General features: G+C 62.5%; 16 protein-coding genes. 9 read left to right on the top strand and 7 right to left on the bottom strand.

Annotated features, from left to right (window positions below; all coding sequences use genetic code 11):
- The first annotated feature begins 62 nt into the window (after nucleotides 1–62).
- From NMG80_RS36175 to NMG80_RS36195, 5 genes are all read left to right on the top strand, one after another.
- On the top strand, nucleotides 63–296 hold the full coding sequence (locus NMG80_RS36175) for a type II toxin-antitoxin system VapB family antitoxin (protein ID WP_254022572.1): 234 nt from the start codon (nucleotides 63–65) through the stop codon (nucleotides 294–296).
- A 305-nt stretch (nucleotides 297–601) separates the two neighbouring features.
- Entirely contained in the window at nucleotides 602–1,120 is a 519-nt protein-coding gene (locus tag NMG80_RS36180; protein WP_027152718.1) for a sigma-70 family RNA polymerase sigma factor, read from the top strand.
- Nucleotides 1,117–1,908, top strand: coding sequence for an anti-sigma factor family protein (locus tag NMG80_RS36185; RefSeq protein ID WP_254022573.1), 792 nt, complete (start codon nucleotides 1,117–1,119; stop codon nucleotides 1,906–1,908). The genes NMG80_RS36180 and NMG80_RS36185 overlap by 4 nt, the downstream gene beginning before the upstream one ends.
- Before the next feature lie 259 nt (nucleotides 1,909–2,167).
- Complete coding sequence (locus tag NMG80_RS36190; protein WP_254022574.1) at nucleotides 2,168–3,274, top strand: peptidase C39 family protein; 1,107 nt, start codon at nucleotides 2,168–2,170, stop codon at nucleotides 3,272–3,274.
- A complete protein-coding gene (locus tag NMG80_RS36195; protein WP_254022575.1) occupies nucleotides 3,271–4,734 on the top strand; it encodes a RimK family ATP-grasp domain-containing protein in 1,464 nt (487 codons plus the stop codon). Before NMG80_RS36190 ends, NMG80_RS36195 begins: the two co-directional genes overlap by 4 nt.
- 114 nt (nucleotides 4,735–4,848) lie before the next feature.
- Here NMG80_RS36195 and NMG80_RS36200 read toward each other — a convergent pair whose 3' ends face one another.
- Together NMG80_RS36200 and ygfZ are read right to left on the bottom strand one after the other, a co-directional pair.
- Nucleotides 4,849–5,481 carry an HD domain-containing protein gene (locus tag NMG80_RS36200; RefSeq protein WP_254022576.1) on the bottom strand — a complete coding sequence of 211 codons (633 nt, stop codon included), beginning with the start codon at nucleotides 5,479–5,481 and terminating at the stop codon, nucleotides 4,849–4,851.
- Entirely contained in the window at nucleotides 5,481–6,341 is an 861-nt protein-coding gene (gene ygfZ / locus NMG80_RS36205; RefSeq protein ID WP_254022577.1) for a CAF17-like 4Fe-4S cluster assembly/insertion protein YgfZ, read from the bottom strand. Before ygfZ ends, NMG80_RS36200 begins: the two co-directional genes overlap by 1 nt.
- Nucleotides 6,342–6,424: 83 nt before the next feature.
- Here ygfZ and NMG80_RS36210 point away from each other — a divergent pair, with 83 nt between their 5' ends.
- Nucleotides 6,425–7,756, top strand: coding sequence for a dihydroorotase (locus NMG80_RS36210; protein WP_254022578.1), 1,332 nt, complete (start codon nucleotides 6,425–6,427; stop codon nucleotides 7,754–7,756).
- A gap of 124 nt (nucleotides 7,757–7,880) precedes the next feature.
- On the opposite strand, the gene NMG80_RS36215 is transcribed toward NMG80_RS36210, so the two are convergent.
- The 4 genes from NMG80_RS36215 to NMG80_RS36230 form a co-directional block, all read right to left on the bottom strand.
- Nucleotides 7,881–8,684 (bottom strand): alanine and proline-rich secreted protein Apa, encoded by an 804-nt coding sequence (locus NMG80_RS36215; protein WP_254022579.1) that lies wholly within the window; start codon nucleotides 8,682–8,684, stop codon nucleotides 7,881–7,883.
- A 118-nt stretch (nucleotides 8,685–8,802) separates the two neighbouring features.
- Nucleotides 8,803–9,060: a hypothetical protein gene (locus NMG80_RS36220; protein WP_077381793.1), complete on the bottom strand. Its 258-nt coding sequence runs from the start codon at nucleotides 9,058–9,060 to the stop codon at nucleotides 8,803–8,805.
- Between the two features lie 344 nt (nucleotides 9,061–9,404).
- The gene (locus NMG80_RS36225) at nucleotides 9,405–9,782 is read right to left on the bottom strand and encodes a TIGR02301 family protein (protein ID WP_254022580.1); all 378 of its coding nucleotides are present in this window, start codon (nucleotides 9,780–9,782) and stop codon (nucleotides 9,405–9,407) included.
- A 49-nt stretch (nucleotides 9,783–9,831) separates the two neighbouring features.
- Nucleotides 9,832–10,251 carry an NUDIX hydrolase gene (locus tag NMG80_RS36230; protein ID WP_254022581.1) on the bottom strand — a complete coding sequence of 140 codons (420 nt, stop codon included), beginning with the start codon at nucleotides 10,249–10,251 and terminating at the stop codon, nucleotides 9,832–9,834.
- 125 nt (nucleotides 10,252–10,376) lie between these two features.
- Between NMG80_RS36230 and NMG80_RS36235 the strand changes: the two genes are divergently transcribed.
- A complete protein-coding gene (locus NMG80_RS36235; RefSeq protein WP_254022582.1) occupies nucleotides 10,377–11,144 on the top strand; it encodes an SOS response-associated peptidase in 768 nt (255 codons plus the stop codon).
- A gap of 78 nt (nucleotides 11,145–11,222) precedes the next feature.
- Here the strand turns inward: NMG80_RS36235 and NMG80_RS36240 are convergent, their stop codons facing one another.
- On the bottom strand, nucleotides 11,223–11,378 hold the full coding sequence (locus NMG80_RS36240; protein WP_023800743.1) for a hypothetical protein: 156 nt from the start codon (nucleotides 11,376–11,378) through the stop codon (nucleotides 11,223–11,225).
- Between the two features lie 387 nt (nucleotides 11,379–11,765).
- Here NMG80_RS36240 and cysS point away from each other — a divergent pair, with 387 nt between their 5' ends.
- Nucleotides 11,766–13,235 (top strand): cysteine--tRNA ligase, encoded by a 1,470-nt coding sequence (cysS, locus tag NMG80_RS36245; RefSeq protein ID WP_254022583.1) that lies wholly within the window; start codon nucleotides 11,766–11,768, stop codon nucleotides 13,233–13,235.
- The gene (locus NMG80_RS36250; protein ID WP_254022584.1) at nucleotides 13,232–13,618 is read left to right on the top strand and encodes a VOC family protein; all 387 of its coding nucleotides are present in this window, start codon (nucleotides 13,232–13,234) and stop codon (nucleotides 13,616–13,618) included. Before cysS ends, NMG80_RS36250 begins: the two co-directional genes overlap by 4 nt.

Below are 13,618 nucleotides of genomic sequence, written 5' to 3' on the forward strand. Positions count from 1 at the left end.
ATCATCTGTTTGAATGTCCAATAAAATGGAATAGTTGAAGGTTCAGCAGGAGATATTCAAAAGTGCCTCTCTATATTCGCGACAAAGAAGTGGATGCGCTGGCCACAAAATTGCAGCGCGAGATCAACGCCGCCAGCAAAACGGAAGCAGTGCGGATTGCACTTTTGCATGAACTTGAGCGTAACCACGCCCGCAAGCCTTTGCGTGACCGGATTGCGGTGTTGCAGGAGAAGTGTGCCGCGTTGCGGCCATCCGATCCCAACTGCGACATGAAGGCATTCACCGACGAGGCATGAGAAGACTGACGTTGGCGAGCCCGGTCCCGGCGGTTCAACTGTGAGTCCCAATACGGCGCGGGATATTCCGCAGCGCTGCGCCTTCCGGCACATGCCACGGCGGGTTATCGGGGCCTTTGTCGCGTCGGCCGCGATGGGACGACTCTGCTTTGCCTCTCAATCCCACCGGGAATAAACCGGTCCGCGCCAGCGTTATCCTGTTGCTTGGGTGGCCGGGCGGCGGACCGCTTCGCGCCGGCCGCTTGCGCCGCGCCGTGAAGGCGCGTTCAATCGGATGAACAAGGGCGACCTCAGAACCAGCGGTCATGGACGAAAAGAAGGCAGCAATCCTGGGCGAGATACCACGCCTGCGCCGTTATGCGCGCTCGCTGCTGCGCGATCGCGATTCCGCCGACGATCTCGTTCAGGACTGTCTCGAACGGGCGCTTGTGCGGCTCGACAATTGGCAGACCGGAGAAAGCCCCAGGAGGTGGCTGTTTACGATCATGCATCATTTGTTCATCGACCAGATGCGCAAGGTGAACCGGCGCGGCGAAGCAGCGATGCTGCCACTGGAAGCGCGCGAGGCGCAGGCAGCACCCGCTGAGCAGGTGGAGAGCATCGCCTCGCGCGAGATCATCGACGCGTTGCAGGCGATCAGCCCCGATCGGCGCGCAGCACTGGTCATGGTCGCCATCGAAGGCTTTTCCTATGCCGAGGCCGCCAACATCCTCGGCGTTCCGGCCGGCACGCTGATGTCGCGCATCGCGCGCGGGCGTGACGAGTTGCGCGGGTTGCTGGATGATGCCGCGCGTCGCCGGGCGATAAGGATCGTTGAGAAATGACCCGGCGCGACTTTTCCGAACGCGACATCCATATGGCCCTCGATGGCGAGTTGCCGGTTGAAGAGCGCGTGGCTTATGACGCCTGGCTCGAGGCCAATCCTGAAATGAAGGCGAGGAGCGTCCGCTATGTCGCCGACCGCGCAGCGCTGCGTGCCGCCTTCGCCGGCGTGCTCGACGAGCCGGTGCCGGCACGGTTGAAAAAAATCGTGCTCGACGAGGCGCCGGTCGAGACGGCGGCATCGAGCTCGCGCTGGTGGCGGGCGGCTGCCGCAGCGGCGATGCTGGCCATTGGCGGTGTTGGCGGTTATGTCGCCGGCATCGACCATCTCGGTCTGGAAGATCCGGCCGAGGACCAACTCGCCGAGCAGGCGATCGCAGCCCATGTCCTCTATGCCGCCGAGCAGCGGCATGCGGTGGAAGTGCCGGCCAGCGACAAGGATCATCTGCAGACCTGGCTGTCCAATAGGGTCGGCCTGAAGCTGGTCGCACCGGATCTGGCGGCGCAAGGATTCCAGCTCGTCGGCGGCCGGCTGCTGCCCGCTGGCGAGAGCAAGGCCGCGATGTTGCTCTATGAGGACGCCAACGGCGAGCGCATCTCGCTGTTCGTCACCGCGGAATCGGCCGAGAAAACTAAGGGCACTTATGGATCGGAAGAGGACGGCCCCGAGGCGATCTACTGGTTGGATAAGGGCTATGGCTGCGCCGTCGTCGGCTCGCTGCCGCGCGCGCAGCTGACCGCAGTGGCGAAGAGCGCCTACAGCCAGCTTATTGCCGGGCTGGCCAGCTGAGCTGCGCCTGTTTTACAAAGGTTGCGTCTACAGCGCCGGGGCGTCTTTGGACGCGCAAAGGTCGCTGTAGCACTTTAATTTTGCGCATGATCCTTTCCGAAAATCGATTTCGATTTTCGGGGTCATGCGCCGCCGAAACTGTCACAATTCAGCCCGAATCGAGGTGCGATAGCGCTTGACGGATGCTGGCGCTTCGGCTGTGTTGTCGACACTTCTGACCAGGCCTTTCCACAATCCAATCGAGGTTTTCCAAGCCCGCATGCCTGCCGAGATTCGCACGGCCCGCGCGTCCGACGTCGATGACCTCGCGGTGATCGAGAAGGCTGTTTTCTCTGGCGACCGCATTTCCCGGCGTTCCTTTCGCCAGTTGATCGAACGCGAGACCGCCGAGATGCTGGTTGCCGAAAACGACGGCCGCATCGCCGGCTATGCGGTCGTGCTGTTTCGCAAGGGCAGCGGAGTCGCGCGGCTCTATTCCATCGCCACCGGTCCGCTTTCCGGCGGGCTTGGCATTGGCCGCATGCTGCTGGAACGGGCCGAGGAAGCCGCCTTCGAGCACAACCGGATGATGCTGCGTCTCGAGGTGCGCGAGGACAACAGCCGAGCCATCCGCATTTACGAGCAGAGCGGCTACCGCAAGATCGGCCGCGAACCGGACTATTACGAGGACGGCGCCACGGCGCTGCGCTATGAAAAGACCTTGCGCGGCGACATTCCGGTCGCCACCAAGGTGCCGTTCTACCAGCAGACCTGCGAATTCACTTGCGGCCCGTGCTGCCTGATGATGGCGATGGCCAATTTCGATCCCGGCTTCCTGCCCGAGCCGGTGATGGAAATCCGTTTGTGGCGGGAGTCGACCACCGTTTTCATGATGTCGGGGCCGGGCGGCTGCGAGCCGTTCGGCCTCGCCGTTGCCGGCCACGAAAGCGGGCTCTCTGCCGAGATATATGTCTCCTTCCATGGTGCGCTGTTCCTGCAGTCGGTGCGCAGCCAAGACAAGCGGCGGGTGATGGAACTGGCGCAGGTCGACTTTCGCCGGCGCGCGGAACGTTACGGCATCCCGGTGAATTACCGTCCATTCGCCATCGACGATATCCGCACGGCGATCGCAGAAGGAAAACTGGTGTTGGTCCTGATCAGCGGCTTCCTTATGTTTGGCAAGAAGGTTCCGCACTGGGTGCTGGCGATCGGCGACGATGGCGACCATATCCTGATCCACGATCCCTGGGTCGAAGACGAGAGACAGGAGACCATCCTTGATGCCGCCAACATTCCGGTGCCTTACGGCATCTTCATGAACATGGCGCAATTCGGCCGCGATGGATTGCGTGCCGCCATAATCCTCGGAAAGCGCGACAGACAATGACCTGGGTCATCCTTACCGGCCGGCAGAACGATCTCGATCAGGTGGCGACACCGCACAAGATCATCACCAATCGCGACTATCTTGCGCATCCGGCGCTGTTTCGCGGCCAGCGGCCGAAAGTCATCAACCTGTCGAACAATTACGGCTACCAAAGCCGCGGCTACTATGCCTCGCTGCTCGCCGGGTCGCGCGGTCACAAGGTCATTCCGACGGTCGAGACGATGATCGACCTGTCGGAGCGCAAGCTCTACGATCATGCGCTGCCGGAGCTGGAACTCGCGCTCAACAAATGCCGCAAGGATCTGGGCGGAGCCTTTCCGCAAAAAGTCTGCATCTTCTTCGGCATCGGCTCGTCGAGGATATGGGATCGCTTCGCCAAGCTTCTGTTCGACTGGTTCCGAGCGCCGGCGTTGGAAGTCCACATCACGGACAGCGCCGAATGGGCCTCGATCCGCAAGATCGGCTTTCATCCGCTGGCCAGGATGACCGAGGAGGAAGAAAAGCGCTTTCTGCAGTGCCTCGAGACCTACACCAGCCGCGAGTGGCGTGACACCAAGGGCCGCACGCCGGCGCGCTACACCTTCGCCACGCTGGTCGATCCGCATGAGGAGTTGCCGCCATCGGAGATTTCGTCGCTGCGCTATTGGGCCAAGATCGCCGAAAAGATGGGCGTCGAAATCGAGCCGATCACCAAAAAGGACTTGGCCAAGCTCGCCAACTACGACGCGTTGTTCATCCGCGAGACGACTTCGATCTCCAATCACACCTACCGCTTCGCGCGCCGCGCCCAGCAGGAAGGCATGCCGGTCATCGATGATCCGCTGTCGATGATCCGCTGCACCAACAAGGTCTATCTCAACGAGTTGATGACCTACAACAAGGTGCCGGTTCCGCCGACGGTGATGATCGCCGGCATCTCGGACCTTGAAGTGGCGGCGCAGACGCTGGGCTTTCCGCTGGTGCTGAAAATCCCGGACTCATCGTTTTCACGCGGCGTCAAGAAATGCGCCACCTTTGAGGAGCTGAAGACGCTTGCCACCGAATGGCTGGAGGATTCCGATCTCCTGATCGCACAGAAATTCATTCCGACCCAATATGACTGGCGCGTCGGCGTGCTCGGCGGCCAGCCTCTGTTTGCCGTGCACTACCTGATGGCCAAGAAGCACTGGCAGATCGTCAACCACAAGGCCAACGGCAAGCCCGACCAGGGCGGCATCAAGACCTTCACCTTGAAGGAGGCGCCGGCCCATGTCGTCGAGACGGCGGTGAGGGCGGCGCGCTGCATCGGCGATGGCCTCTACGGCGTCGACCTCAAGGAGACCAAGGACGGTGTCTTCGTCATAGAGGTCAACGACAATCCCAACCTCGACCATGGCTGGGAGGATTCCGGCGAAAAAGACGAGGTCTGGGTTCGGCTGACGCAGTGGTTCCTGGAGCGGCTGGACCGACCGGGACGGTAGCAGGCGGTTGTATCCGATCGGCGCCCCGGCCTTCTATCCGTCGCGGCGGGCCCACACCTTCGGCTACTCGCCCGAGGACGGCGCTGTTATCCCCTCCGGTTAGTTTAGCGTTTTTCAGTCGGCCGGCTGCAGCGTTTGGCGCCGCGATTTCTCGATTGCCGCATAGCGTTTGAGAAACGCGTTTTGCGCCCAGGTCACCGAACGCGGGGTGAAATCGAAGCGGTCGGCATTGAAGCCGCGCGGCCGACCGAAGAATTCGGTCGCCTCGGCGTTCGAAAAGCCGGCAAGCAGCGTCGCCTCGAAATAGGCGGCGATCTGGTCGGCGCGCTTGATCTCCTTGCGCAGGCCCGCAACCGGTTCGACCGGCAGCGAAAAGCGCAGATGGATGGCGCGCTGCAGCCTCAGCTCGCACTCCTTGTAGCTGCCGCCCATCACCGATTTGAACGGTGAGATCATGTCGCCGATGACATATTCCGGCGCGTCGTGCAGCAAAGCCGCCAGCCGCGCATCGGCTGGGGCGTCCGGCACCAACTCGCCGAAGAGCGCCTCGACCAGCAGCGAATGCTGGGCGACGGAAAAGGCGTGATCGCCGATGGTCTGGCCATTCCAGCGGGCGACGCGGGCAAGCCCATGGGCGATGTCCGAGATCTCGATGTCGAGCGGCGAGGGGTCGAGCAGATCGAGCCGCCGGCCCGACAGCATGCGCTGCCAGGCGCGCGGTGGCGCGCCGGGACGGTCGGCCGCCATCAGGCCTCCTCCGCGCCGACGGGTTCCTGCGGGAAGATGAATTTCGCCCAGGCGGGGATGGTGAGCGACACAGGGACGTCATCCGCCATGATCGGCTGGCCGGCGTCGAGCGCTGCCTTGACGCGGTCGATGCGGGCTATGACGAGGCCCGCCGTGCCGGCGGCCGTGCCAAGCGTGCCGACCGGTCGCCCGGCAACTGTCAACTCTGTGCCGGGGACGGGCAGGGGCTGCTCGGCCGAAACGATCAGCACCCGCCGTCTGGCGGTGCCGCGATGCTGCATCCGCGAAACCACCTCTTGGCCGACATAGCAGCCCTTCCTGAAGCCGACGCCGCCGGTTTCATCGAGCAGCACATCATGCGGGAAGGCGTCACCGAGCTGATAGTCGCTGCCACTTTCGGCAATCCCATGGGCGATGCGCAGAGCTTGCCATTCGGCCGGGTCGCCGCCCGCCGCCGTGGCGCCATAAAAGCGATTGACGGCTGCGTCGAGGAACCGTGCATCGGCAACCGGTGTTGAATCAAATTGCGAAGTGGTTGAATCATCTCCCCACGCAACAGCGACAAGCCCCTGATCTACCTTGGCGATCTCGACCTTGGCGCGCAATTTGTAGAGCATCAGCCGGCGCATGATATCGTCTGATATATCGGATCGGCACTCGAGGCGGAACAAATTCTTGCCAGCGCGGGAGATCAGGAAGTCGAACAGGATTTTGCCTTGCGGCGTCAGCAAAGCGCCCGGCTTTGCTTCGCCGGTAGCCAGTGCGTCGAGGTCGGTGGTCAGAATGTTCTGCAAAAAACTCTCGGCATCCGGGCCTGACACGGAAACGAGCGCGCGGTCTTTCAACTGGGCAAAGGGCATGGGCGGAAAAATAACCTGATCTTGCAAAACAGTCGGCCATTACGTAAGCCGCTGACACTCCCCCCGCAAGAGACCGGATCAGCATGGCCACGACCTACGACCTCATCCTGACAGGCGGCACGGTGGTCAACCACGATGGCGAAGGCCGGCGCGACATCGGCATCAACGGCGGACGCATCGCCGCTATCGGCGATCTTGGCCAGGCTTCCGCTGGCGAGACAGTCGACTGTCGCGGCCTGCACATCCTGCCGGGCGTCGTCGACAGTCAGGTGCATTTCCGCGAGCCAGGGCTGGAGCATAAGGAAGATTTGGAGACAGGCTCGCGGGCAGCGGTGCTGGGAGGCGTCACCACCGTCTTCGAGATGCCCAACACCAACCCGCTGACCACCAGCGAAGCAGCGCTTGCCGACAAGGTTCGGCGCGCCACCGGCCGCATGCATTGCGACTTTGCCTTCTGGGTCGGTGGCACCCGCGAGAACGCAAAGGACGCCGGCGAACTGGAGCGGCTGCCCGGCGCTGCCGGCATAAAAGTGTTCATGGGCTCGTCCACCGGCGATCTATTGGTCGAGGATGATGAAAACGTTGCCTCGATCCTGAGGAATACGCGCCGCCGTACGGCCTTCCATTCCGAGGACGAATTCCGGCTGCGCGAGCGGCTCGGCGAACGCATCGAGGGCGATCCGGCCTCGCATCCGGTGTGGCGCGACGAGATCGCGGCACTTCGCTGCACCGAGCGCCTGGTGCGTATCGCGCGCCAGGTTCGTGCCCGCATCCACGTGCTGCACATCTCAACCTTCGAGGAGATCGCCTTCCTCGAGCAGCATAAGGATGTCGCGACCTGCGAGGCGACGCCGCATCATCTGACGCTGAGCGCGAATGATTATGCGCAGCTTGGCACGCTGATCCAGATGAACCCGCCGGTACGCGCATCGCGCCACCGCGACGGCATCTGGCGCGGCATTGCGCAAGGCATTATCGATGTGCTGGGTTCCGACCACGCCCCGCACACGCTGGCCGAAAAGGCAAAGCCCTATCCGGCCTCGCCGTCGGGCATGACCGGCGTGCAGACGCTGGTGCCGATCATGCTCGACCACGTCAATGCCGGCCGGCTGACGTTGCAGCGTTTCGTCGACCTGTCCAGCCACGGTCCGCAGCGCATCTTCGGCATGGCCAGGAAAGGCCGCATCGCTGCCGGCTACGACGCCGACTTCACGATTGTCGATCTGAAGCGCCGCGAGACCATCACCAATGCGCAGGCAGGCTCGAAGGCCGGCTGGACACCCTATGACGGCAGAGAAGTGACCGGGTGGCCGGTCGGAACCGTCGTGCGCGGCCGGCGTGTGATGTGGGAGGGCGAGATCGTCACCCTCGGACAGGGCCGGGCGGTGGAGTTTTCCGAGGCGCTAGCGGTTTAGATCGGCGGACTTTCAAATCGCATCGTACCGCCGCTTATCTTCTGTTTGAGCATCGGATTTTCCCAAAAACCGGTATCCACTCCGATGCTCTGGGCGGGCTTGAGGGTAGGAGAGGCAATGCCGCTCAATCCCCTGCGACGAAGAACGTCCACTGTCCATCCGGGGTGATGCCGACGCGGTAGAAGATGTAGGCGCCGAACTGCTTCATGCTGTCATAGTCGCCGGCGGTGACGATCTTGAACAGCTCGACCCGCTGCCTGGCATCGAGCTTGTCCAGCGGCAGCGCGAAGAAATATGGCCAGACGTAGAGCTCCTGCGGCGTGCCGACATCGACATGGACATAGCCGGCACTGAGCACCTCTTCCAGGATGGCGAGGATTTCCTGGCCTTCCGCGTCGCCCGAAAGCCCTTTCAGGAAGGTGATCGGGTCGCCTTCGATCTCGCTCAGCGACAATTGGGTCATCGCATCGCCGTGGCCGATCAGCGGTCGGAGCTTTTCGATGTCGCCGCTCTTGCAGGCCTCGATGATCAAATCGTGCATGCGCCTGACCGGCTCCGGCAGCTTGCCGAGATCGTAGACGACCTCGGGCAAGGGTTCATCCGGGTCGGCTTGCGGATTGGCTATGCCACCATCGTCTGTTGGCCCGCCCGGTTCGACCTGTTCCCGTTCGTCGGGCGGCGTCGGTTGGCTGGCCGCAGGCGGCGTCGCGCCGAGCGGGCCGGGCGTCGGCACCGCGGTTCCGGGCGGCGACATGTCGTCGTCGGCGGGCGGCGTGACTGGCGAGGGCAGGTCCTCGCGCTTGATTTCACTCAAAGCATAGGCGGGGCTGATTGCGAGGCAAAGCGCCAGCGGAAACGCGGCGCAAAAAGCGGCGAGCTGGATGCTGAGGGCCAAGCCACGCGGCTGGCCTGACGTCGAAAAATTCACCGCCTGCCTCTCCATGATTCCGTCCAGATGCCCAGGCCCTTACAGGTGCCGAGGCCCGCCCAGGTACCCGTGGCATAACGCCCAGGCGGCACGCGTTGGTCAACGAGCCTGATGCCGGTCAGTGCCGCAGCCGTCCTGGTTCGAAGGCCCCGGCTATCACCTTTTCACGCATGCGGTCGAGCAGGGCAAGGGCCGAGGTCTCGCCATTGGCGCGCAGCATCTCGCCGAACGCGGTTTCGAGGGCCGCCTCGGCGATGATTTCCGGCTCGATTCCGGCCGAAAGCCCTTCCGCCCAGGCCTCGCTGTGGCTTTCCACTGCAGTCAGGCGCTTTTCTTCCCTGACCAGCGCGTCGATGTCGTTGACGCCATGTTCCATTGCGATGTCCACCCTTTTCAAGCGGCGATCCGGCGGATGCGGATCAGGCTTGGGCTGTCCCTTTTACACGCAGGTTAAGTAAGTACTTGTAAATACGACATTTCTGGGGTCGTTTCGACAAGGGTTCGTCACGTTTTGCAAACCTGCGTTCGATCCGATTCAAACTTAGCCGATTAGGCCGGCGAGCGGGATGAAAACCTTCAGTTTGAGTTAATTCCACATCCGCGCCGTAACGTTTCGTTAACACCGTTGCAGAAGTGCAACACAACGATTGCACCAAGACGCAACCGAAACACAAGCGGGCCGAACACAAGCGAGCCGGACACAAGCAGGGGGAGCCAGGGTCAGTTGCCGTAGCGCGAGGCGATGTCGCGCGACAGCGTCTCGCCTTCCTTCATGTAGCGGCTTATGGCTTCGGTCGCCGAGGCGGTACACTGCGTGTAGGTGCCGCCGAAGGAGCGGTAGCCGCGGTTGAAGCTGGCGATGAAGCGGGCGCGCCGCTCCGGGTTCGGGTTTTCCGAAGCAATCAGCTTCTCCATCTCGACCCGCCACTGGTCGCCCTTCTCGCCGCACAGGTTACGCAGGAAATGCAGCGAGCCAAGCACCTCGGCCAACCGCATCAGCCCCGGCTCGAACGGCGACTCGGCGGCCATAGCCGGCTGCGCCCCGATTGCCGTACTGGCGGCGAGGCAAGCTGCAAGGAAAACCGATGCGCGGATCATCCAATCTATGTGGCCAAACAATTTGTCGCCTGCAAGGAGATTTTAGAGGTTACGCCTCTGCATTCCTGAGCAATTCGTCGGCAACGGCAAACACCGAAGCGGCAAGCGGCAGCGCCGTCATTTCGCTGAGTGTATAGAAGGCGGCGGTCTCGGCGTCGTCGCTGGCCACGGGCTCGCCGCCGGCATAGGTGGCGCCGAATACCGTCAGCAGATAGTCGACCGGGTGCCCATCGCTGCCGCCGTCGATGTGGATTTCCCGAAGGGGGCGGTAGGTGTGCGCATGCAACCCGGTTTCCTCCAACAATTCGCGCTGCGCGGCTTGTTCCAGCGTTTCGCCGGCCTCGACCTTGCCGCCTGGAAACGCGTAAAATCCTTGCGAAGGCTGCCGCGCCCGCTTGACCAGCAGCACCGTGTCGCCGCGGACAATGGCGACCGATACAGCCGGGAGTATTTTGCGCATCTCGTCCATGGGTCTCCGATCGCCGTTTGCCGCAGCCGGTTGCGGACCGGTCGGCGAGAGGAAGCATTAGCGGTTGCGCAACGCCGGTTCCATCGCCACCTTCACATCCGACCAATCCAACGAGTTTTTAGCTTATGTGCGGACGTTTCGCCTTGACCGCCACGCCGGACCGGGCCGCCGCTTTTCTCGGTCTGCCAGAACTGGAGGATTTCCCGGCCCGCTACAACATCGCACCGACGCAGCCGGTGCTGATGGCGATTGCAGGCTTGCCGCGGGCGCCAGGCTCGAACCTGCCAGACCGGCAGCCGATGCTGGTGCGCTGGGGGCTGATCCCGGCGTGGGTGAAGGACACGCGTGAGTTTCCGCTGCTGTTCAACGCGCGATCGGAGGGAGCAGCGGAAAAGGCCTCGTTTCGCGCCGCCATGCGCCATCGCCGCGCTTTGGTGCCGGCTTCCGGCTTCTATGAATGGCGTCAATCAGGCGGCAAGAGGGGACAGCCCTATTGGGTGCGGCCGAAGCATGGCGGGCTTGTCGCCTTCGCCGGACTGATCGAGACCTATGCCGAGCCGGGCGGCTCGGAGATGGACACCGGCGCCATCCTGACCGTCAACGCCAATGCCGACATTGCCCATATCCACGACCGCATGCCGGTTGTGATAGATCCGCAGGATTTCGCCCGCTGGCTGGATTGCCGCACGCGCGAGCCGCGCGATGTGGCCGACCTGCTCAGACCGGCACAACTCGATTTCTTCGAGGCCGTCCCGGTTTCCGACCTCGTCAACAAGGTCGCCAACACCGGACCGGAGATTCAGGAAAGGGCCATGGTGGAGCCGGAGCCCGAGAAGGCCAGGCGCCGGAAGCCGGGCGCGGACGACAGTCAGATGAGCTTGTTTCAGCAGTAGCTGCTATTTTCTGGGGCGCTTCAGCGCCTTCATTGCCGGCGCTCCCATTTACTGGCGAACGGCCGGGCGCGCGTCACATCAGGCAGCGCGCGGCGATGTGATCTTCTGCACCGGCTTCTTCTTCTTCGCTGTGTGGAGAAGGGCGGCGACAATCGCGGCTGGGCCGATCGCCCGGTATTGGCTGGCGAGCGCCGGTTGCTTGGCGCTGCTGGAGTCCTGCTTGGCTCGAGGCATTTTTCTCTTCCCTAGTAACGTCTTCGTGTCCGCGTTTGCTGGTCGAATCCGACCAAATCGTGACATCTGGTGATCTAGCCGGCGAATGTTTCATGACTGTGCCGAGATGTTTAATAAAATGTTTCATTGCGTCATTACCTGTGATCAAGCGACTCTTTTGCCGAAAGTTGCGACTTGACGGCAACACTGGGTGAGGCGATAAAGCCGCTCATGAGAACGTCTTTCGCCATTTGTGGCATCTGCATTATTGGCTAGCTTCGCGCTGGTCCGGACGTTTTCGCCTATCTTCCTTCTAGAGTGGACAAACGCCCCGGCCAGCAGGCTGGTGGCTGATTGCATCTCGGCGCAAGTGGCCCAACCAAAAATTAACGCACCGGGAAGGCACGAATGTCTGACGCATCGAAGGGCCTGCGCCTCTACAACACGCTGACGCGGACCAAGGAGGATTTCTTCCCGATCGATCCGCGCAATGTGCGCATGTATGTCTGCGGCCCGACGGTCTACGACTTTGCCCATATCGGCAACGCGCGGCCAGTAATCGTCTTCGACGTGCTGTTTCGTCTGCTGCGCCATCTCTACGGGCAAGCGCACGTCACCTATGTGCGCAACATCACGGATGTCGACGACAAGATCAATGACCGCGCACTGCGCGATTTCGGCGCCGAGATTGCCTCGGGAAAGCTGTCGCTGAACGAGGCGATCCGGCGGGTCACCGAAAAGACCGCCGACCAGTTCCACAAGGATGTGGCGACGCTCGGCTGCCTGCAACCTACGGTCGAGCCGCGCGCCACTGAATTCGTCGAGCCGCGCGCCGATGGCAAAGTCGACATGATCTCCTTGATTCAACGCTTGATCGAACGCGGCCATGCCTATGTTGCGGCAGGCGAAGTTCTGTTCGATACGGCCTCGATGCCGGATTACGGCCAATTGTCGAAGCGCAATCTCGACGAACAGCAGGCCGGCGCTCGCGTCGCCGTCGATCCACACAAGAAGAATCCTGGCGATTTCGTGCTGTGGAAGCTGTCATCGCCGGAAGAGCCGGGCTGGGACAGCCCGTGGGGCAGGGGCCGGCCAGGCTGGCACATCGAGTGCTCGGCGATGTCGGCCGCCTATCTCGGCGAGGTCTTCGACATCCATGGCGGCGGGCTCGACCTGATCTTCCCGCACCACGAGAACGAGATCGCCCAGTCGCGCTGCGCCCACGGCACCGATGTGATGGCCAAGGTGTGGATGCACAACGGCTTCCTGCAGGTCGAGGGGCAGAAGATGTCCAAGAGCCTGGGCAACTTCTACTCGATCAACGAGTTGCTGGAGACGGAGACCTTTGGCGGCCGCAGATGGCCGGGCGAGGTGCTCAGGCTGGCGATGCTGATGACGCATTATCGCGACCCGATCGACTTTTCCGTGCGCAAGCTGGAAGAGGCGGAAAATACGCTGCGCAAATGGAAGCGGGCGGCGGACCTTGTGCCAGCGGCGGCAAAGCAATTGCCGGTAGAAGTGGTGGAAGCCCTGTCGGACGATCTCGCAACCTATCCTGCGTTCCAAGTGCTGACCCGGCTTGCTGGTGAGGCCGTGGATTTCAATGCTGCCGGTGATGGCAACGCAACCGCGTGCAACGATGCTGCCGCTTCGCTGAAGGCGGCGTTGCTGTTCCTTGGCTTCGACGTTACGCCGGCCAAGGTTGATGAAGACGCCATCGCCAGGGCGATCGCCAAGCGCCTGACCCTCATCGCTGCAGGAAATTGGGCCGAGGCCGACCGCATCCGTGCCGAATTGCTGGCGCAAGGTATCCAGCTGAAGGACGGCAAGGACCCCGTCACCAGCGCCCGCATCACCACCTGGGAGGTAAAAAGATGATCGATCATCTTGGCATCACCGTTTCCGATTTCGACGCGTCGAAGGCGTTTTATGACAAGACGATGGCGCCGCTCGGTGCCTCACTGCTCTACATGGTGCCGCAGGAATATACCGGCGGGGCCAAGGTCGGCGGCTATGGCCGCGACCGGCCGGTGTTTTGGCTGCATCAAGGCAAGGACAAGCCGAAGGACCGCCAGCATGTCGCCTTCACCGCGCGCAGCCGCGCCGAAGTCGATGCCTTCCACGCCGCCGCCATTGCCGCCGGCGGTAAGGATAATGGTGGGCCGGGCCTTCGTCCGCACTATCACGCGAGCTACTATGGCGCCTTTGTCTTCGACCCCGACGGCAACAATATCGAAGCCGTCTGCCATGCCCCGGAGTGA

Source organism: Mesorhizobium escarrei (assembly GCF_935825525.1).
GTDB lineage: Bacteria > Pseudomonadota > Alphaproteobacteria > Rhizobiales > Rhizobiaceae > Mesorhizobium > Mesorhizobium escarrei.